Here is a 20,241-nt window from a genome sequence, read left to right as displayed (position 1 = left end):
GCTGATGCCCCTAATATTGTTGAGATTGCCAAAGTTTGTTAACTGTTTGCCCTGAATGTCCCACAAACGAGCCGTCTCGTCATCTAATTTCGTGAGCAGACGCTGCCCATCGGGGCTGAAGCTAATGTCCCTAATATTGTTGAGATTGCCAAAGTTTGTTAACTGTTTGCCTTGAATATCCCATAAACTAACAATGGAATAATCAATAGCTTGATTCGAGCCTGTTAAAATAGCAGTTCCATCGTATCTATCCTGAAACTTTAGCAGGGGATGCTTTTGTATCGCTTTGATTTCCACCTTATCAGTTGGATTCGTTTTGCAGACTTTGATTTCATAGTGATATTTTTTATCTTCTCCGACAAATTCTTTGGGTTGACTGGTAAAGTAAGGACACTCTTTCTTGGGTATGACTGACCACAAAGCGATCCCAGTCACCATAACGAGTGTTGCTCCTAATGCCAAGCGAGTAGGAAGAGAAATGTTTTGCCACAGAGCAATGATAGGGTATTTGGGTAATTCTGCTTTAAGATTTACAGGCGACAATTTAACCGTTGCTAGGATAGCTTTATCTTCGTCTATCACTCGCGTAACCTCTTCAGCCATCACCTCTTCAAAGTGATAATTAAACAGCAGCTTATCTTCCGCCGATTTGATCCAGAGAGTACAGCACAGTTGCGCCAAAGCCTCCCGATTAGGAAGACCAAATCCAGACTGCAAAGCCTGTAACACAAGCTGATACTCATTCATTCCCAAGGGTAAACCTGCCTGACGTAGCCTGGTAAACAGTTCTATCAAGGGCAATTCATCGGTTGTCATGCCTCACCCTTACCCCCCATACGAGCCAGGTAACGGCGATGATCGTCCCAACTTTTCAACAATACACCAGGGTAAGGTAATTTGCCCTCCAACTTTTGCAGTGCTTCATCTTCATGATGATGATGAAGAATATTGAACCAATCAATCAGTTCACTCGTACTAACTTTTTTCCCTGAATTCCCTTTATCTTTCTTCATTTCCTCCCGAAGTTGTTCAAAACGATCTACCGCTTTTTTTGCTAAACTTTCTGAAGTGGTCGGAAAAAATTGCTGGATAATTTCTACTAATCTTTCATTACTAGGAAACTCTATATAGTGAAATAAGCAACGACGCAAGAAAGCATCTGGTAAATCTTTCTCATCATTACTGGTAATAAAAATAATCGGTTTAACTTTAGCTTGTAATGTCTCACCTGTTTCTTCTACTTGAAATCGAGACTCATCTAGTTCTAAAAGTAGGTCATTGGGAAAATCAATATCTGCCTTATCAATTTCATCAATCAAGATTACTGTTCGTTTTTCGTTCTTAAAGGCTCGACCAATTGGTCCCAATTTCACATAAGTTGTAGGATTGCTAATCCGATAAATATCTTCATCTTTAATCATTTTTCCAGCCGCGAGTTGAGCATCACGCAAACGCCCGACTGTATCATAGGTATAAAGACCATCTTTAGCACGACTAGTTGACTTAATATACCAAGTTTCAAATGGCAAACCTAACTCATAGGCTACCGCATAGGCAAGCCTTGTTTTACCACATCCTGGCTCACCTTTAAGTAATAATGGACGTTCTAGCTGAATCATCAGCTTAATAACTTCGATTAACTCGTCGTTAGGTAGATAGGGGTACAGCAGTCTTCCAGATTTATCCTTTTCCCCTAGTTTTGGTTGTACTTTGCCAGTATATTCCAGCCCTTGATTCATTATAGTTTCAACCATTTCTCTGACTCCTCGTACCAATCGCAGCCGCAGTGTATACAAATTGTTTCCAGGACACGCTCAGGAATACCATTGTCGCTGTTGGCTAAAATTTCTTGAACCATATTATCAACCTGAGCGGTGAGTACAGGAGGCAGATTGTTATACTCTGCTTCCATCCAATCCATTAAATCATTATCAGAGAATTCAGTAATTATCGGCGTTCTAAGGAGAGTTTGAGATTCCCCGTTAGAATTCATTTTTTCAGCAAAGGCTTTCCAACTTCCGACATAACCTCCATAGTCAATCAAAAACATTAATAACTTAAATTTGCTGGCTTCAGATGATTGCTCTTGAACTTTACTGATCAATGGCAACCAGAAGTTGTCGATTAGCTCAGAGAAAGTAGTCTCTGGCATGGTTTCCACCTCATGGAAGACTAATAGAAGATTCTGGGTCTGTAAGCATTGACAAACTTGTTCAGCAATTTCTGAGGGCGTGTACTGTTTTCCTCTTAAGCCAACGCGACCAGCGACATCACGCCATAATGCACTCACATCATTTCGGCGAACTTTACGACTGACATTGACTGGTACAATCTTGCCAGTTAGCAAATAGGGAACATACTGAATCACTAAACGATTTAATAACCAGCGTTGCCCATAATCTGGTAAACCATGAATTAAGAAAGCAGCAACAGACTCAACCTCAATCAATCTACGAAATAGTCGAACTTGCGAACGGTAGCCTAACCTCAGTAAGGTACGATACAGTTCCTCACCATTGGAGGGTAAGGTTTTCTCCAGTTTTTGAAGCTGCTGCCCAATTTGTTCTCGTTCTGCCTCAGCTTCCTCAATCTGCTTTTTCAGCCGGAAACGCTCTCTAGGACTTAGATCATCTGTTCTCTCACTATTACGTAAGAACTGTATCTCCTCTGTCAGAAGATTGTAGTCTTTTTGTAGTTCACTGTAGCTACGTTGCAGATTTCTATCATCAGTCATTTCTCTCTCTAAGCAATTGCTGTCCTTTTGTTGCCTAAGTTATTACTACCGTTTTTGAAGTCTGTTTTCCACATTTGTTATTTTCTCACTTAGTTGCTGTCGTTCTACATTGAGTTGTTCTATCTGCTTTTTTAGCCGGAAACGCTCTTTAGGACTTAGATCGTCTGTTCTTTCAGACTGTTGGAGAAACTGGATTTCTTCAATCAGAGAGTCGTACTGATTTTGCACTTCATTGCATTCCATTTCCAGACGGCGACGTTCTCCAGGTGTCAATCCTGTTGATTCTTGCGTCTTAACTGTGGCTGATACAGTTGTAGAATTTGACTGGGCAGGAGTGGCACTCAGTTCCTCAATAGCTTTTCGGATGCCTTGAGCGACAATTCTAAATGCTTCATCGCGGTTATCCCAAGTCGTCACAGGTTTAGCATTGGTCGGTAATGCCTGAAGCTTGCCAAAAGAAGCTTCTTGCCAGTAATCTACTGGACGAAGAATGACTGGAATGACAACGGCTTCTCCAGCTTGATGGCGTTCCATCGCCCGTTTCACCTCGATATCGAAGCAATAGTCTGAGGCAAGAAAATCTGGACTGATAAGCAGCAAAATCACTTGAGCCGAATCAAGATGGGTATCAATTACGCTTCCCCATTCACTTCCAGCAACAATCTGACGGTCATGCCAAGCTGAAATTATCCCTTGTCTCTCTAACAACTTGAGTTGTTTGGCAAGTTCATTACGCAGCTTTTCATCTTCGTGAGCGTAAGAGAAGAAAACTTCAATAGACGCAGTGGATGATACGGACATAACTTCTTTTTTAAGGTGAGTTTGACGAGGTGAATTGACTGTGGTAGCTGATTAAAGGGTCAATTCAAAAAATAGGCGATCGCTTACAGATTATGGTTATGGTGCATCTACAGTCTCGTTTGAATATCACAGAAATATTTTGTGACCTTAATTATGCCCACATGAAGTCCAAAATCACTATGCTTTCTGCATTTGAGCATAGGCTTCATAGACACCCTTCACGTTGTACCAGTTGAGAAAAATTCGGGCAATTTCTAAAGCCAATTGCGGTTTACCTAAATTAATTAACCATTGCAAAAATGGAGCCATTGTTCGTTCATTTAACGCACCATTGAGCGAAAGAATTCCCCAAAGTAAGCGATGCAGCCAAGTCATTTGAATCATCATTCGCACTTCCCAGGTAGGATGCTTTTGATAAAACAAAACTCCCATACGTCCGCGTTGAATCTCTTGGTCAATCAATCGGGGAATTTGCTCTAATTTAAATGGTGGATGCCAGTGATAGCCAACCGCTTCTGGACATTTAATTAGTGTCAAACTTAGTTTTTTCAGCCTCACACCCAATTCTAAATCTTCCCAGCCATAAAGTTGAAAGCTGGTGTCAAAAAGTCCCGCTTTCTCTAGCCAATGTTTGGGAATCGCTACATTTCCAGTAGCAAAAAAAGCTGCTGAAAAATCTGTTACTTTGTAGGGTTCAGCAGTTGGATTGTTGAAATTACAAGTATTAATAACTGCACCGTAAGTGAAAAAGCGATCGCTCCTTAATTTCTCCTGTCCCTGCACTAACGCATCCGCGTGAGCTTGCAAGAAATTATCCAGCACTACTAAATCGCTGTCAATAAAGATAATTGTATCTCCCAGTGCCTGTTCTACCCCCAAATTCCGAGCCGCAGCTGGCCCAGCATGGTCTTGCTGAAACCATCGCACATGGCGAAACTCCTCTTTGTGTTCTGCCAACCAATCCAATGTGCCATCAGTAGAACCATCATCCACTAAGACAATCTCGTAACCAGAAACTGCACTTGGCTTACTCAACTCCTGCACCTCCAATGCACGGAGGCACTTTTCTAAAATCGGTTGGCGATTATAAGTCGGTATCACAACGCTGAAAAACACACTCTCACCCACAACACTACCCATCTCCAGGATAGGACAGATGCGACGCTGACACTGTTCCTTATCTGATTCTGGTTACGGAAATGGTAAATCTGTCGATGATGCAAGATTTCCTGGGCACTGAAGAATAAGTATATAAATTTACCATGTCAAAATACTGAAAATATACATTATCTGTATATGGATGATTTTGCTTTGACAGTTACAGATATTTATGATTAAAGCCATATTACTTTTTTCAAGACTCTTTTTTCGTAAAGAATACCAGTTGATAAATTCTAATTAATCAAGATATAACCTGTTGTTAATTTTTATTGATTATATTTTAAGACTAATTTAGAAAATTTCATGCATATAGGTAACTTTAATAGCAAATAATCTATTTTTTATAGCAAGTTATCTAATATTCAAAATATAGGAAATTTTACGTAAATACTAATGCCTTTTATGTCAATAGTAGAGCTTGTTTGTACTAAACTTTTCTGATTAAAATAGAGGAATTTTTATGTCTACATTTAGCCAGAGACAACTTTTAATATTTTTGCAGGCAGTGCTGGTGCTGCTGTGTTGGGAGATAAAATCCTGGATGGTGTTACCAGCATTGCGGAAGCAAAAACTAAGCTACTAAGCTTTACACCAGTGCGCTTACCTCATCCTCTACCAATTTATAAATACCAAAAGAATTTCTTGCCAACAGGAATCGGTCAGGGAAAAGTAGAAAAGGCATCTGCGGATGTTAAATTAAGTAGCTACAACGTCATTGATGATCTGGTAGTGCCGCCGGAGTACGAACGTTATGTAATTGTAAGTTGGGGCGATCGCGTGTTTCCCAACAAGGATGATTATTTCGGCTACAACTGCGATTACACTGGTTTTGTTCCCATTGGTAGAACCAACGATGTCGGCTATTTATGGGTTAATCACGAATACGTCAGTTTCCCTTTTTCTGTCTTAGCACCAGGAACTCCCTCTGATGTGAAAGCATCATCCGACGCATTTAGGCAGGTGATTGGGTGGGCTTTACCCTCCATTAAAAATATTGAAGTTGAAGGGGAATTTTTATATAACCAAGGCGGCTCAATCATTCGCGTCTCTCGCCGTAACGCCAAGAAGCATTTTGCTGTAGTCAGCAATGATGCAAAAAATCGCCGCATTCATGGTCTTTCTGGGTTGGGAATTAATAGCCAACGGAATGATAACTACAAAAATATTACTTCTTGGGGAAGCCGCAGCCACCAGCAAGGTGATCAAAATTATTTAACCAGTACTGGCCCAGCTGCAACTGAAGTATTTAACCTTAGTTCCGATAAACTTGGTAACAAAATTATTGGTACTGCCTACAACTGTTCTGGTGGTACAACTCCTTGGGGAACGATTTTATCTGCTGAAGAAAACTTCCAAAGTAGTGTCACAGAAACAGTTAAGCCTGATGGTACTCAGACAGATTACACCAAGGATACTATAGGTAAGACTTTTGGTTTAGTTGGGGAAAAATACGGCTGGATTGTCGAAATTGACCTTGTAAATCCGAATTTCCGCCCTCGCAAACATACTTCGTTAGGTCGTTTCCGCCATGAAAATGTCGCCATCCGCGCCGAAGCAGGTAAAAAATTAGTTGCCTACATGGGTGATGACAGACGAGGTGGACATACCTGGAAATTTGTCAGTAAAGGTACTATTTCCTCACCAACTAGTAAAGCTAACAGTTGCTTGTGGGAAAGTGGTACTTTGTATGTTGCCCATTACAACGCAGACAAAACAGGTCGATGGATACCGTTACTCTTAACTACTGCTACCAATCCCATTCCACCATCAGTTATTTCTTCTCAAGAAGGTAACGTGTTGGAGGAAAAAGTGAAATTTTTACCACTACCAAAACGCAATGGCGTTGCAGGTCAAACTGAATCCGGTGGTATCTTTAAATGCGATCGCACCAACGAAGCGACAGCACTACCTAATTATCAGAATAAGAAGCTATCTGACTTCTATCCCACCCAAGGCGCTGTTCTCAGTGATGCTTTCTTAGCAGCAAACTTGGCCGGGGGAACACCTACAGCCCGTCCAGAAGATTTAGAAGTACATCCCTTCACCAAAGAGGTGTTTATCTCTTATACCGATGGTGCGCCCGGAAGCGACGGTTATCCAGATTCGCGGATTTTCCAAGTTGCTAAGGTAAGTACCGATGTCAATGCCACACAGCAGTCAGGCGGACTATACAAGATTATTGAAGATAGTGCCGATGGTACAGGTTTAAGCTTCCGCTGGGAAAGATTTGCCCAAGGTGGAGAAGCCGGATCGGTTAATGGTGCTGGTTTTGCTAATGTCGATAACCAAGTGTTCGACAATCAAGGTAATGTTTGGGGGGTGACGGATATGTCTACCGGCACTCACAACGGTTTTGACATCGGTGCAGCTGGTACTGCAACCACCATAGATCACAAAATTAATGGTGATGTTTCCAAGTTTACAGGAGTTTTTGGTAATAACTGGCTGTTTTTTATCCCCACCAGTGGTGTAAATGCGGGACATGTAGTGCCGTTTGCCCATGGGCCAGTGCGTTGCGAAATGACTGGGCCAACTTTTGTGGGAGATACGTTGATTCTTTCAGTACAGCATCCTGGTGAAGATTGTCCGATTAATGATGGCACGATTTTGAGTCGTAGCATTGAATTACTGGATTTGAATGGTACAACATTCAATCAGACTCGCACTGTACCTCGTGGTAGTAGTTGGCCCAGTAACATCAATGGTCAACCTACAGGTGTCCCTCGTCCATCTGTAATTGCTATCCAGCGTCAGAATCGGACTGGCAATTTTGTTTAGCATTTTCTGTGCGTGTAAAGAAATTAGATGACAACTTCTTTACATTGGAATTCTATATAAAATTGCAATCACAGATGCACATAGATAAATTATCTGTGTGCATGATTTGTATAATCACCAAGCTAAATCGTTTCGTTGAAAGCTGGTTACAACTTTAAAGACTGACTAACTACAGCATTTCATTAATTCGTAGCAAATTAAATTTGGCAATACCTTGCAATGCCAATGCATCTCAATACAATGTTAATGCATCTTGATACAATGTTAAGGCATCGGCCGCATTGTTAATGCGTCCCCCTGCAATGCCAATGCATCCCGATACAATGTTAATGCGTCCCCTTGCAATCCCAATGCATTCCCTGCATTAAAATACGCTTTTACGCAAATTCGCTTCCTATTTGCAGCAGCTTATGTTGATATTCAAAGCTCTGTAGTCAAGACTTATTGAAAAATATTAGGACTTACGCATTGACAGAGAAGTAAAATAATAATTATTTGAAATTGGTGTCATCTATAGCGATTTGCAGTTGAGTCCAATATAGACCTAACCCCCAACCCCTTCCCTACAAGGGAAGGGAAGTAAGACTCAAAGCCTCTCTCCTCGTAGGAGAGAGGTTTGGAGAGAGGTCAAAACTGTACTGCACTCAAGCGAGAACCGCTATACTCACAGGGATCGGACAATAAGTTGCGCTCATTTTTCCATTGATGGATGATAAGCAGTATCAGCAAATAAACCACCCTCGGATATGACACCTGCTACAAATTCTTCGAGCGAACCCCCAAAGCTGCAACGCAATACGCTGCAATTGCGCCATGCAGTCGTTATGGCAGTCGCTGCGATGTCTCCGGTGGGAGCCATCTTTTTTAATAGCATTCCACAAGCGGGACTCGTCGGTGCAGCGATGCCGTTGTGCTACATCATTGGTTTTGGGGTGGCTCTGCTAGTTGCTGATCAAATCAGCATACTTGCAGCCGAGTTCCCCGCGAGTGGCTCGTTGTATACCTTTGTGACTCAAGGATTGGGAGTGCGCTGGGGCTTTCTCGCTGGCTGGTTGAGTTTAATTTCCTTTGGTGCAGCTATTGCCTTTGTCTTTCTAGTAATGAGTGCGAATTTTCAAGATTTGTTGCTGCACTGGTTTGGCGTACACCTAAACTGGAAATTATGGTACTGCTTGTTCGCTTTGATCGTGGGAGCAGTGTGTTATCGCGGCATTCGCTTCTCGCTGCAATTGGATCTGACGCTATTGATGTTTGAACTCGGCGTTTGTCTATTGCTTGCGCTTATCGTGTTTATCCAAGCTGGCAAAACCGGACAACTGACACTAGTACCCTTCACGCTGACGGGGCTACCACAGCACAGCAATCTGGTTGTCGGTGTGATTTTGTCCATCCTCAGTTTCGTCGGGTTTGAATCTGCAACTACGTTGGGTGAAGAAGTTCAAAACCCCCGAAAGTCAATTCCGAAAGCGACGGTGATCACCCTAGTTTTAGTCGGCGTGTTCTATGTGCTAATGTCATATGTGGCAACGCTGGGATATGGCATCCATAACATGGCAGCCTTTGCCAAAGATGCTGCCCCCTTCGATACGATCGCCCGTCATATTTGGGGCAATGGGTTCGCCTTATTGATTGATTTTGCCGGAATTATGGCAGGATATGGCTGTGCCGTTGCCTTTCTCAATGGTGCTGCTCGGATTGTCTATGCCATCAGTCGCGAAGAACTATTTCCCCGTTGGTTAGCGCACATTCATCCCACCTATCGCACACCGACAAATGCCATTTTTGCGTTGAGTGGCAGTTCTGCGTTTGTGGGGCTGGGGTTGGGAATGCTGTGGACACCGATTCAGGCGTTTGCCTTTCTGGGAACAGTCATAACGCTAGCTGCCCTAGCAATCTATGCATTGACTAGTTTGGCGTGTTTTCGATATTTCTCGACAAAACGCCGCACTCAGTTGGAGCGAAACTCTACGAATCGCTTTAGTTGGTTGCGTTATACTCTGCTACCTTGGCTCTCGATCATCGCGATTAGTAGTGTTCTAGTTGGCAACCTTTATCCCCCTCCACCAGCACCGCTTCACTTAGCACCAGTTGTCGTCTTGATTTGGCTATTGCTGGGCATCGGAGTGTTAAGGTTGCTGCAAATTCACAAACCCGAAGCTATTCGTCGGGCAGGTAGACTATTTGTCGTTGATGAAGCTGAAACCCTCATTTAGAACAATGTAGTACAGCCCCTTAATAGGAAGTAGGGAATTAGCTGCATGATCAACTTTTTGTCAATGCGTAAGTCCTATTTATATACAAGCGATCGCTCTATTTGCAAACTTCGATTAGAGTTAACCACAAATTAACCTATACAGATTGTGCTGTCTGAGTTTGCTGACAATCTGCCTATAGGTTGTTGCATCAAGAAAATATACATGCATTAGTTTAGATATAATAATGACTCATTGTTTGTTTTCCTAATTGGAGAAATTAATGGGTCGCGCCAAAAAGGTTGTCCTAGCATATTCTGGCGGAGTAGATACCTCAGTTTGCATCCCCTACCTCAAAAAGGAGTGGGGTGTGGAAGAGGTGATTACCCTAGCAGCAGATTTAGGTCAGGGAGATGAATTAGAGCCAATTCGAGAAAAAGCTCTGAAATCGGGTGCAAGTGAATCCCTAGTGGCGGATGTCAAAGACAGCTTCGTTAAAGATTACGCCTTTGGAGCGATTCAAGCCAACGCTCTTTATGAAAATCGTTATCCTCTAGGAACTGCCCTTGCCCGTCCACTGATCGCTAAGGTATTAGTAGAAACCGCTGAAAAATATGGTGCTGATGCGATCGCTCACGGTTGTACCGGCAAAGGTAACGATCAGGTTCGCTTTGATGTCTCTGTCACCGCCCTGAACCCCAACCTAAAGATTCTCGCACCAGCCAGAGAATGGGGAATGAGCCGTGAAGAAACGATCGCCTATGGTGAAAAGTTTGGTATCCCTTCACCAGTCAAAAAATCCTCTCCCTACAGCATTGACAAGAATTTGCTCGGTCGTAGCATTGAAGCTGGTTTACTCGAAGATCCCTCATTTGAGCCACCAGAAGAAATTTATGAGATGACCAAAGCGATCGCTGACACTCCCAACGAGCCAGAGTACATCGAAATTGGTTTCCACGGTGGTATTCCCACAACCCTGAATGGCATAGCTAAAAAACCAGTTGAACTAATTGAACAACTTAATCAGGTGGTAGGAAATCACGGCATCGGACGGATCGATATGATTGAAAACCGTCTGGTGGGAATCAAATCGCGGGAAATCTACGAATCACCCGCGATGTTAGTCATAATTCAGGCACATAGGGATTTAGAAAGCTTGACTTTAACAGCAGATGTCACCCATTACAAACGTGGGATTGAAGAAACTTACAGCCAAATCGTTTACAACGGTTTGTGGTACAGTCCACTCAAAGTTGCACTGGATGCCTTTATTCACAAGACACAAGAACGAGTCTCTGGAACTGTGCGAGTGAAGTTGTTCAAGGGCAACTCTACGATAGTTGGGCGTTCAAGTAATAATTCCCTCTATACTCCCGATTTAGCAACTTACGGAGCCGAAGACCAATTTGACCACAAAGCCGCTGAAGGCTTTATCTACGTTTGGGGACTACCAACTCGCATTTGGTCGCAGCAAAATAAAAGTTAGGAGTACAGACGCGATTAATCGCGTCTGTACAGGAGTTAGAAGTAGAGATGCGATTAATCGCGTTTGTACAGGAGTTAGGAGTTAAAAATGCAAAATACAAGAAGTAAAAGTTAAAAGAAATAACTTTTCACTTTATTTCTCACTCCTCACTCCTCACTCCTCACTCCTCACTTCTCACTCTCAGTCTTCACTACTCATTTCCTTGACTTGACGAGACTCTAGCCACAGAGGGACAAAAATTAAGGCAGCAAGGATCAGTAACGCTGCGATCGCAAATTGACCCACCCAAGCAACCAATTGTTCTAAAGAGACAATTTTGCCAGCAAAGAAAGCTAATGTCACCATCAAACTAGCCCAAGCAACTGCTCCTAACAAGTTGTATAAAAAGAATTTTCCAAAGGGCATTTCGGCTATACCAGCTAGTGGTGCAGCAAAAACTCGTAACAATGCCAAAAAACGTCCAAAAAATACCGCTTTAGCAGAATTTTGACTAAATTGCTCTTTAATATTCAGCAGCCGCACTTCTGAAATCCGAAGTATGCTACCAACTTTTACTAGAAAAGGCCAACCGCTAACTCTACCAATCCAATAGCCACAAGTGCCACCAATTACAGCACCCATAATTGCATCACCGAGAACCAGCCAGAAATTTAGTTCATCGCTGCCAGCTAGAAACCCACCTACTAAGGTTACGGTTTCACCAGGAAGGGGAATGCCTAAATTTTCTAGCAAAATTCCCAAAAAAATTGCCCAATACCCGTATCTGTGGGCGACTTCTTGGATATTTTCTAGTGAAATCAGTTCTAAAGACATCCCATACCGCCGTCTTTACAAATTTTTACTTTTATTATATCTTTGCTTGTTTCTGCGCGGAGTGTCAATCAAACCGCTACATAAAGTCATTAAGTCATTAATTTAATTCTGAATAATCCATAGCTTCAAGTCTATGGTAACTATTAATTTTTGAATATTAACTATGCAATTTTTAGAAATAGGTAGCACAAATTCATATTTTTTCTAAAAACATTAAAATATTTATAAAATATTTATAAATATCCAGTTAAATTATGAAAATCTTGTAAAAGATACGGTTGATACCGAAATTCTTAAGCGCTTATGCCTATATTGATAAAAGTTATCACAAATTATACGACATGAATACTGAAATAATTACTCTCAACTGCACAACTGCAATTGCCCAAATATCTGCGTAAAACAGTTATTTTGCCGTTGAAAGAAAAGAGGTATTGATGTCTTTTTTCAATTTTTTGTCAAGTGTTCCAACTACCCTGTTAAATTTATGACTCTCACACAAGAACTTCAAGTGATTTTGTTTAAACCCCAAGGAAGTATAGATTTGGAAGGCGGTAAGACTTTGAGTGAACAGATGTCTGGAGTCGTGCCCCAAGCTGATCAACTCTGGGTTATCGACCTAGCAGAAGTTAATTTTATGGACAGTTCTGGGTTAGTTCCCTTAGTGAAAGGGCTGAAAGCTGCACGTCAGAGTGGTTGCCGCTTGGTTTTATGCAACGTGCAAGCTCCTGTACGGTTAATTTTAGAACTTACCCAACTAGATTCAGTGTTTGAAATTTTTCACGCTTATGAAGATATTTTTACTACAGTCAAAGATAACAGTCTGGTGTTAGCTGGCTAGCTAATAAATCTACCTATAGATGGATGGTACAGTCAAGCAATATTTGCATTTTTTCATATTCTTGAATATATCCTCACATCGTCAAAAATAACAGTCTGGTGCTAGCAGGCTGATTTTCTATTTTGTCTAGAGTAGGACTTACGCAAAAAACCTCTCAAACTCTTATTCCTCCGTGTCGCGCCAGTTGCTTCTCCTATCGGAGACGCTGCGCGAACAAGTCTCTTAACCCGCCCAACGCACTGGCTTCTCTGCGTCCTCTGTGGTTCGATTTTCCGTTACCTGTGCGTAAGTCCTGTAAAGAAGAAGGTTGAGGAAAACTCATGGCTTTGAGCTAGGTAATATCAATGGCAGATGAATGAATCTGCTTGTTGTCAGCCAATCTATCTAAGCCAGTAAAGTAGTAACCCAAGTTGCAGGTTATTTAATTCTGGTGCTTGGTAACCGCTAATTCAGGCGATGCCTGCGGTTCTTGCTAGCCTAGGCGCACAACAAGTTGACGGTAGCGCTAGGCACTACCGCGACTCAGACTCAATCAAAAGTACAAACGTTAAATCAAGTTACAAGATCAAGATCACATTTAACTCATTAAAAAGTAAAAAGATAATCCCCATAAATAAATTTAGTAGCTCTCAAACCGTTTTCTTTGTTTTTCTTTATGAGTGCCCAACGGGAAAGCCACTTGACGGCAGTTGCAACTCCTGCGGGGAGACGCTGCGCGTAGCTTGCTTCTCTGTAGGAGTACAAGTCTCTTAACCGCAAGGGCGCACTAGCTTCTCTGCGGACTCTGTGGTAGCCTGCGGCAAGCGCTTCTCTACGTTCGCGCAGCGTGTCGCAGACAGACGCTACGCGAATGCCTCTACGATTTTCCGTTACCTGGGCGTAAGTCCTGATTTACCCTCATCACCCGCTCATAATCCCCACCTGACTAGGAGTTGTTCGTGCAGCGTCTCGTAGAGAGGTGGGGACTTCCGCGATATCGTTAAATGTCTCACTATTTAATAATGAGTGCCAGTTTTACGATGGTTGATGGCAGTAACAGCATCAGGCTTGAGTAATTTACCTTCATCTACAGTTGCATACACAACCCAGTGATCGCCACATTCTAGACGTTGCTTGACTGAGCATTCCAAATATGCCAATGCATCGGTAAGGACGGTACAGCCATTATCTGCAACTGCTGTACTAAAGTTGGCAAATCGATCTTCCCCAGGCGCGAAAGATTTACGGAAATGTTTCATGTAATCTTGATGATTGCCTTCAGGTAGGATATTTAAGGCAAACTTACCACCTGGATACATCAAAGATTCGATCGCTCGGTCTTTGGCAATAGCAACGGTGAGTCCGGGTGGGTTGAAGGTGGCTTGAGAAACCCAAGCGCCTAACATTGCGGTAGATACTTCTCCAAGTTTCGCTGTAACCACGCAGACGGAACCAACAATCCGACCAACAGCCTGTTCCACTGGAGTAGCAGCTTGTTGTGGTAAGCGTACCTTTTTAGCCTTTTTCAATGCTTGGGCAAAGTCTGTGCCTAGTTCTTCACAGAACTTGAGAGTGACATCATCAGGTTTAAACTTGACCTTCAGGGTATCAAAGCCAAAGCGATATCCTGCATCCCGGAGTTTACCTTCTATTAAGTCAAATGCTTCGCCACTCCAGCCATAAGAACCAAATACCCCAGCGAGTTTGCTGTTGTCACCGCTTGATAACACAATCCCTAAAGCAGTATGAATGGGAGTTGGTGCATGACCACCGATGGTGGGAGAACCAATGATAAAACCGTCTGATTGTGCTAAGTTAGTCCGAATTTCATCAGGAGTGGCAAACTCGCAGTTAATCGATTTGACTGCGACTCCACCTTTGGTCAGTCCCAGAGCGATCGCTTGTGCTAAAGTCGCCGTATTCCCGTAAGCTGAAGCATAAAGTAGAGCAACGGAAATCTCGCGCTCGTTGTGAGCACGACTCCATTCTCCATAAGCTTTGGTAAGTTCAATTAAACTGGTGCGTACTAAAGGTCCGTGACCCACAGCATACATTCTCACCTGCAAATCTGATATTTTCTCCAAGGCTAATTGCACATGACGAGCTTGGGGAGCCATCAGGCAGTTAAAGTAGTAACGCTGGTCTTCTTTGAGCGCTTCCCAGTTATCATCAAACACTTCATCAGCACAGAGATGAGTTGCAAATAACTTATCTGTGTAAAGAATTTGGGTTTGCTGGTCGTAGGTACAAAGTCCTTCTGGCCAACGTGGACTGGGAATAGGGAAGAATTTTAAAACATGACCTTTGCCCAAATCCAGAGTTTCTTTCCCCCGCATCACCAAGACTTTTAAATCATGGTCTAGGAAAGCAGCACGCAAATTGTTCGCACCGGGAAGAGAACAGACAAAGGTTACCTGTGGTGCCAGTTCTAAAATTGCTTTGAGGGTTGCAACTCGGTTGGGATTAAAATGACCCAGGATTATATAATCCAAACGTCGTAAATCTAAAGTCTGCCGCAATGCCTCTAAATAAATTTCGGTGAAGCTTTCTGGGGGTGGATCAATAAGTGCGGTTTTATCAGCTTCAATTAAATAGCAATTGGAGGTACTACCTCTTTCAAGTGCATATTCAATTTCAAACCGCAGACGTGACCAACTACGTGCTCTGAGAGCTTTAGTATTTGTAGCAATTGGTAGAACTTGTACGTCGCGTGGCTTGGAATTGGTCATAGCTATTGGATAAAGTTGGGGATATTAGGATATAGGGCACACGGCATAGGGTATAAATCATCGGAAACAGGGGATAGTTTTCTTTTCTATCCCCTGTCACCTGTTATTTCTTCCCTCTTTCTTAGTAGTAATTACCTACTTTGCGATGACGAATGGCTGTCAGTCCATCGTTTTTGGAAACACGACCTTCTTGGACGGTGCAGTATAAAATCCAATGGTCGCTGCATTCCATGCTGCTCTGTATTTCACATTCCATATATGCCAGAGCATCAGTTAGAATTGGAGAACCGTTTTTCGCGGTTTGAGTTTTCACTCCAGCAAATCGGTCAGCACCAGGATGCAAGCGCTTGAGAAAGTGCTTTTTCAATTCTTGATAATTGCCTTCTTCCAAAACGTTGAGGACGAAGCGATCGCCTACTTGCATTAAGGAATCAATGGCGCGGTCTTTGGCAACAGCAATTGTCAATCCTAAGGGTTGCAAACTCGCTTGCGTTACCCAGGACGCTAGCATTGCACTTGACACATTTTCTTTTTTAGTCGTGACTATATACAGTCCACTACTAATCCGACCCAGCGCCTTTTCCATGTCGACATCGAGGGACTTGATTTGCTTGATGTTGCGATCGCGCACCAGCAATTGTCCTAAGTCTTTACCCGCTTCTTCACACAACTGGAATGTTGATGCGGTGGGAGCGTCTTTAATCCGAATAGCTGGGAAAGCTTCTTTGATGCCAGAGTCAAGAAATTTTCTACGGAGTGTATCAATAGGTTCATCATCCCCACCATAACATTCAAACAGCCCAACCATTTGCTTATTCTTGGCGACAGCTAGCAGCGAACTAATACTAGCTTGAGCGGCGGCGCTTGTAGTCGGGGGCATACCAATAATGATGCTAACTGCTCTCCCAGCTAGTTCTTGGATTTCTTGGCTCTGGGCAGTACTCAGATCCAGGACTTCTATCCCAACCCCAGTTTTCAGTATACCTTCGGCAATTGCATGACCAATGCGCTCACTATACCCGTAATCTGAGACAAAAAACATGCCAACTGTTGTTTCTGCTTTAGCTTGTTTTTGGCTCCAATTTTCGTAGCACCCGGTCAGAACATCTAGATGGTGGTATAATAACGGACCATGACCGTTGGCGATAATATTAATCTTCCCTAATTCGCTCATCCGCTTCATGGCATTCACCAAAGAACGAGCGTTAGGGCCCATCAAGCAGTCGTAGTAAAATCTAAAGTCAGCTTCGATCGCTTCTAAATCTTCGTCGAAGGTGCGATCATCACAAAAGTGCATCCCAAAAGCATCACAGGTGTAAAGGGTTTGGGTTTTGCGGTCAAAGCTAAAGATTGTATCCGGCCAGTGCAGGTTAGGCGCACTCACGAATTCGATTTCGTGTCCTTTGCCGATATCTACGCGATCGCCAGTTTTCACAACCCGCTTGGAAAAAGGATCGTGGACTAACCCTTCCAGAAACTGAAGCGCAACTTTTGAGGCTAAAACGGTGGCTCTAGGAGCTAACTGAAGGACATCTTCCACCAAGCCGCTATGGTCTGGCTCTGTGTGGCTGACAATTATGTAATCAATTGTTTTGGGGTTAACAAGACCTTTTAGAGTCTCTAAATACAGCTCACGAAACTTCTGGTGAGAAGTATCAATCAAAACTGTTTGTTCACCCCTAATTAGATATGAATTGTAAGTTGTACCGTTTTGCAGTCCAAATTCGATATCGAAGCGATCGCGATCCCAATCAAGAGAGCGAATCGCCGTTGTGTTAGGGGCAATTTCTACAGTTTGTATAGTTAGCCGATGTTGAACGTTCTCTGCGATCGCTACCATTATTCGTCTCCGAGCGCAAATTAACAGGTTTTTCTTCTGCCCCCATTGTCCCTATTATTCTTTTTTTTAGTTGTAATGAATATCAGTTTATGGAAAATTTAACTTGTATCAATTATTGCTGTTTATTAGCAAAAAATATGACTTCATAAATATCCTAAATATTAATTTGTTCTTAATATTTTACTGAAGATTTAATTTTGCTATTTTTCTAATTTTATCCTAATTAAAAATATTATGTTCATCATATTAATTTGACAATAACAACTTAAAAAAATATCACACATCCATGACTATTATACTAACCTTTATTTTTCAGAATTATGAATGCTAAAGACATACCAGAATTTACAAAGTGACTTTGTAATTGTGGTGCAGAATGTTGGGTGATCGCAACATAAATGTCTTAAGAGAATAGATTTAGATGTCAATCATAAAATGTTAGTTTTTTTTAGTATCCTCTCTTATAACTAAGTATAAAAGTAGGAAAAGTGGGAAAAGTAGGAAAGGTAAGATAAATTTTTTCTACGTTTTTAATCTGTATCAAATAAGCTGTTAACACTGTTTTTTCCAATGGGTATTGAATATATTTTTGTCTCAACCAAGAATCTGGTTACGTCAAATATAAACTTTCTGTAAAGTTGAGAAAATAGATATTTTTTTGGAGATAATCAAGGCAAATTTCCAGAGACGAGTTGAATAAAAAGGAACTAGGTCTGTATATCTTTTTATGCTCATCCAAATGGAAACTAGCGGAAAAATAATTTTTAAAGTTTCGGTAAATCTCCGTAACTATACGAATAATCTCAGAAATTTAATGATACAGTCCTTTATAATCGACTTTCGATATTAATCAGGACAACGCCAACAAATTCTTATTGTCATAGCTACAAGCTACAGCTTCTGCTATCGAATAAATTTGCCTATACAGGCTAATGGTGTCATTTCTGATGTACCTAACTTTTTTTGAAAATTCATTGTCGATAATAAATTGCAAACTTTGATAGTGTTCTCAAGCCAATACTTTTCGCGTAGCAGCCTTCTAGACGCAGGCATCCTTAATACTTGTAGTTCAGCTTTTAGAATGTGTTACTAAATACGCAAGTAATTAAGTGTATAGGCGTGAATAGACACAAAAATGGCAAAAATTGACTGTGTAAAAGGTTATTGTTTATGGGATGCCGATTAAAAGTCTTTCTAACTGAAGATGAAAAGCTGACTTTAGAAGAGTTAAGAAAAGCCAAAGATGTTCCTCAACGTACAAAGGATCGTGCTCAAGTTTTACTGCTGAATGCTCGCGGCTTAAAAAATGAGCATATTGCTAAAGGCTTAAGCTGGGCGATTTCAACAGTCCGTCAAACCCTTCATCGTTGGGAAAAGATGGGTTTAGCAGGTCTGTGGGATGCTCCTGGTCGAGGGGGAAAACCCCGATATTCAGAATCAGATTTGGTTTATCTAGAAAATTGTTTAGCTCAAGAGTCACAAACTTATAACTCTAAACAATTAGCAAAAAAACTGGCATCTGAGCGTCAAGTAAACTTGAGTGCCGATCGATTACGACGGGTACTTAAAAAAAGGGGAAGGAGGTTTGGAAGCGCACACAAACAACCCCAAGAACAGAATAATTAGCTGATTGACAAGTAATAAAACAAAATCCACCTAAACATTAAACTGTTTGGTGGATTTGTTACTTATTCTTAGTGGATCCGAGCAGAGTCGAACTGCTGTCCAAATTGGGTATTGACCCCCCGCTCATTCACAGGTTTAGCCTTTCTGATCCTCAAGGCGGGAATCGTTCATTATCCCGAACGTAGGATGCTCTGATTTAATCTTAGCCAGCAAGCCAACCAGAGAACGCTTACTAGAGCATCCGTTGGGGTTTGGTCTTCAGTCCTTAACGGAGTCAAACTAAAGACGCTCGAACCTATAAGAGGTGTTTAGGCTGCTACTAGAGCATCCTTACGAGCAAAGTTAACGATGTTATTCGCATTTACTTTTTGTTTGAGCCTTTGATTTCCGAGAGGAGACTCACTCTCGACCTGAATCACAGAGCAGCGTTCGCCAACCTGTCGAAACCGTGACGGACCCATGCGCTTCCTACTTCAATTATAATACGTAATTCTTGAAATGTGTTGCTAACAAAAATTTTTGGTTTATGCCAGTACTGCTGAGAAACACAAGGTATCTTTATATGAAGTTAGTTTTAGACTATCAGTGTAATTGGCACACAGGCTGATGTCTTTGTAGCCGTTTTCCCGTAAACACATAATAAATTCGTCGCGTCCAAACCAATGTAGGGACAAATTTTGTAGCTCTGTGGCAACGAGTTTGCTGTCTTTCCACTTCTGGTAACGAATTACAGTTGTGTTAAGTTGATTGAGCCAGTCTATCCGAGATGTGGATTGCAAGAGGATTATTGATCCATCAGGGCAGTCAATTAGTGGTAGCTGTTTAACAATGTTTTCTGTTTTAAAATCTTCGATAGGCAACTCTAAATCAATAAAGATTCGCCCTTGTGGTTCTAGATGTCGAGCAAAAGCTTGTAGAGCAGACACAGCAGCAGTTCGCTTTTCTAGCAGCATAAATGAGCCGAAGGAAACTGCGATTGCACTGATTTACCAGGAATGTCAAGATTTTCTACACAACCTTGATGCAGAACCGAATTTAAATTCCTATCAGCACAGTGCTTTCGACAAGCAGCCAGCATATCTGGTAAACTATCAATACCCTCAACATTAATACTAGCTTCTAGCAGTGGAATAAGTAGTCGTCCCGTCCCAACCATCGCCTCCAAAATTCTACCACCAATTGACGAAAGGTGTTTGATGTAGTATTAAACATCTGGGTAATCTCGATCAATGGGCTTGGTTATTTCATAAACCTCAGTAGA

The 20,241-nt window shown here is 41.9% G+C and carries 14 protein-coding genes, 1 other RNA gene and 1 pseudogene; 5 read left to right on the top strand and 11 right to left on the bottom strand.

From position 1 onward, the window contains the following. The 5 genes from V7K48_RS25100 to V7K48_RS25080 form a co-directional block, all read right to left on the bottom strand. Positions 1 to 816 (bottom strand): WD40 repeat domain-containing protein (locus tag V7K48_RS25100; protein ID WP_442949469.1); only part of this gene is annotated, 816 nt, incomplete at its 3' end. Further along, complete coding sequence (locus V7K48_RS25095) at positions 813 to 1,754, bottom strand: AAA family ATPase (protein WP_335076406.1); 942 nt, start codon at positions 1,752 to 1,754, stop codon at positions 813 to 815. The genes V7K48_RS25095 and V7K48_RS25100, both read right to left, overlap by 4 nt. Continuing rightward, positions 1,739 to 2,734 carry a hypothetical protein gene (locus V7K48_RS25090; RefSeq protein WP_335076404.1) on the bottom strand — a complete coding sequence of 332 codons (996 nt, stop codon included), beginning with the start codon at positions 2,732 to 2,734 and terminating at the stop codon, positions 1,739 to 1,741. The genes V7K48_RS25095 and V7K48_RS25090 overlap by 16 nt, the downstream gene beginning before the upstream one ends. A gap of 45 nt (positions 2,735 to 2,779) precedes the next feature. Then, positions 2,780 to 3,535 (bottom strand): toll/interleukin-1 receptor domain-containing protein, encoded by a 756-nt coding sequence (locus V7K48_RS25085; RefSeq protein WP_335076402.1) that lies wholly within the window; start codon positions 3,533 to 3,535, stop codon positions 2,780 to 2,782. A 177-nt stretch (positions 3,536 to 3,712) separates the two neighbouring features. Then, entirely contained in the window at positions 3,713 to 4,675 is a 963-nt protein-coding gene (locus tag V7K48_RS25080; protein WP_335076400.1) for a glycosyltransferase family 2 protein, read from the bottom strand. Between the two features lie 481 nt (positions 4,676 to 5,156). Between V7K48_RS25080 and V7K48_RS25075 the strand changes: the two are divergent. From V7K48_RS25075 to V7K48_RS25065, 3 genes and pseudogenes are all read left to right on the top strand, one after another. After that, positions 5,157 to 7,474, top strand: a pseudogene (locus tag V7K48_RS25075) (PhoX family protein). A 746-nt stretch (positions 7,475 to 8,220) separates the two neighbouring features. Then, positions 8,221 to 9,687, top strand: a complete 1,467-nt coding sequence (locus V7K48_RS25070) for an APC family permease (RefSeq protein ID WP_335076398.1) — start codon at positions 8,221 to 8,223, stop codon at positions 9,685 to 9,687. 262 nt (positions 9,688 to 9,949) lie between these two features. Further along, positions 9,950 to 11,152: an argininosuccinate synthase gene (locus V7K48_RS25065; RefSeq protein ID WP_335076396.1), complete on the top strand. Its 1,203-nt coding sequence runs from the start codon at positions 9,950 to 9,952 to the stop codon at positions 11,150 to 11,152. Between the two features lie 180 nt (positions 11,153 to 11,332). On the opposite strand, the gene V7K48_RS25060 is transcribed toward V7K48_RS25065, so the two are convergent. Further along, entirely contained in the window at positions 11,333 to 11,965 is a 633-nt protein-coding gene (locus V7K48_RS25060; protein ID WP_335076394.1) for a DedA family protein, read from the bottom strand. A gap of 487 nt (positions 11,966 to 12,452) precedes the next feature. Here V7K48_RS25060 and V7K48_RS25055 point away from each other — a divergent pair, with 487 nt between their 5' ends. Beyond that, positions 12,453 to 12,806, top strand: coding sequence for an STAS domain-containing protein (locus tag V7K48_RS25055; RefSeq protein WP_335076392.1), 354 nt, complete (start codon positions 12,453 to 12,455; stop codon positions 12,804 to 12,806). A gap of 995 nt (positions 12,807 to 13,801) precedes the next feature. Here V7K48_RS25055 and V7K48_RS25050 read toward each other — a convergent pair. Both V7K48_RS25050 and V7K48_RS25045 read right to left on the bottom strand, forming a co-directional pair. After that, a complete protein-coding gene (locus V7K48_RS25050) occupies positions 13,802 to 15,514 on the bottom strand; it encodes a diflavin flavoprotein (protein ID WP_335076390.1) in 1,713 nt (570 codons plus the stop codon). A 121-nt stretch (positions 15,515 to 15,635) separates the two neighbouring features. Further along, the gene (locus tag V7K48_RS25045) at positions 15,636 to 17,354 is read right to left on the bottom strand and encodes a diflavin flavoprotein (RefSeq protein ID WP_335076388.1); all 1,719 of its coding nucleotides are present in this window, start codon (positions 17,352 to 17,354) and stop codon (positions 15,636 to 15,638) included. Positions 17,355 to 18,524: 1,170 nt separating this feature from the next. Here V7K48_RS25045 and V7K48_RS25040 point away from each other — a divergent pair. After that, a complete protein-coding gene (locus V7K48_RS25040; protein ID WP_335076386.1) occupies positions 18,525 to 18,980 on the top strand; it encodes a helix-turn-helix domain-containing protein in 456 nt (151 codons plus the stop codon). Between the two features lie 69 nt (positions 18,981 to 19,049). Here the strand turns inward: V7K48_RS25040 and ssrA are convergent. The 3 genes from ssrA to V7K48_RS25025 all read right to left on the bottom strand — a co-directional run bounded on the left by ssrA (position 19,050) and on the right by V7K48_RS25025 (position 20,136). After that, positions 19,050 to 19,439, bottom strand: a transfer-messenger RNA (tmRNA) gene (gene ssrA, locus V7K48_RS25035). A gap of 65 nt (positions 19,440 to 19,504) precedes the next feature. Then, complete coding sequence (locus V7K48_RS25030) at positions 19,505 to 19,933, bottom strand: hypothetical protein (RefSeq protein ID WP_335076384.1); 429 nt, start codon at positions 19,931 to 19,933, stop codon at positions 19,505 to 19,507. Beyond that, positions 19,924 to 20,136 carry a class I SAM-dependent methyltransferase gene (locus V7K48_RS25025; RefSeq protein WP_335076422.1) on the bottom strand — a complete coding sequence of 71 codons (213 nt, stop codon included), beginning with the start codon at positions 20,134 to 20,136 and terminating at the stop codon, positions 19,924 to 19,926. Before V7K48_RS25025 ends, V7K48_RS25030 begins: the two co-directional genes overlap by 10 nt. Positions 20,137 to 20,241 lie beyond the last annotated feature (105 nt).

The sequence above is a fragment of the Nostoc sp. genome (assembly GCF_036919615.1).
Lineage (GTDB): Bacteria > Cyanobacteriota > Cyanobacteriia > Cyanobacteriales > Nostocaceae > Nostoc.
Note: the sequence above shows the minus strand (reverse complement) of the source record. Positions and strands in the feature narration are given on the sequence as shown.

Coding starts and splice junctions, on each gene's coding strand:
- V7K48_RS25095 (WP_335076406.1), bottom strand. CDS start 1,754: ATGGTTGAAACTATAATGAATCAAGGGCTGGAATATACTGGCAAAGTA.
- V7K48_RS25090 (WP_335076404.1), bottom strand. CDS start 2,734: ATGACTGATGATAGAAATCTGCAACGTAGCTACAGTGAACTACAAAAA.
- V7K48_RS25085 (WP_335076402.1), bottom strand. CDS start 3,535: ATGTCCGTATCATCCACTGCGTCTATTGAAGTTTTCTTCTCTTACGCT.
- V7K48_RS25080 (WP_335076400.1), bottom strand. CDS start 4,675: ATGGGTAGTGTTGTGGGTGAGAGTGTGTTTTTCAGCGTTGTGATACCG.
- V7K48_RS25070 (WP_335076398.1), top strand. CDS start 8,221: ATGACACCTGCTACAAATTCTTCGAGCGAACCCCCAAAGCTGCAACGC.
- V7K48_RS25065 (WP_335076396.1), top strand. CDS start 9,950: ATGGGTCGCGCCAAAAAGGTTGTCCTAGCATATTCTGGCGGAGTAGAT.
- V7K48_RS25060 (WP_335076394.1), bottom strand. CDS start 11,965: ATGTCTTTAGAACTGATTTCACTAGAAAATATCCAAGAAGTCGCCCAC.
- V7K48_RS25055 (WP_335076392.1), top strand. CDS start 12,453: ATGACTCTCACACAAGAACTTCAAGTGATTTTGTTTAAACCCCAAGGA.
- V7K48_RS25050 (WP_335076390.1), bottom strand. CDS start 15,514: ATGACCAATTCCAAGCCACGCGACGTACAAGTTCTACCAATTGCTACA.
- V7K48_RS25045 (WP_335076388.1), bottom strand. CDS start 17,354: ATGGTAGCGATCGCAGAGAACGTTCAACATCGGCTAACTATACAAACT.
- V7K48_RS25040 (WP_335076386.1), top strand. CDS start 18,525: ATGGGATGCCGATTAAAAGTCTTTCTAACTGAAGATGAAAAGCTGACT.
- V7K48_RS25030 (WP_335076384.1), bottom strand. CDS start 19,933: ATGCTGCTAGAAAAGCGAACTGCTGCTGTGTCTGCTCTACAAGCTTTT.
- V7K48_RS25025 (WP_335076422.1), bottom strand. CDS start 20,136: ATGGTTGGGACGGGACGACTACTTATTCCACTGCTAGAAGCTAGTATT.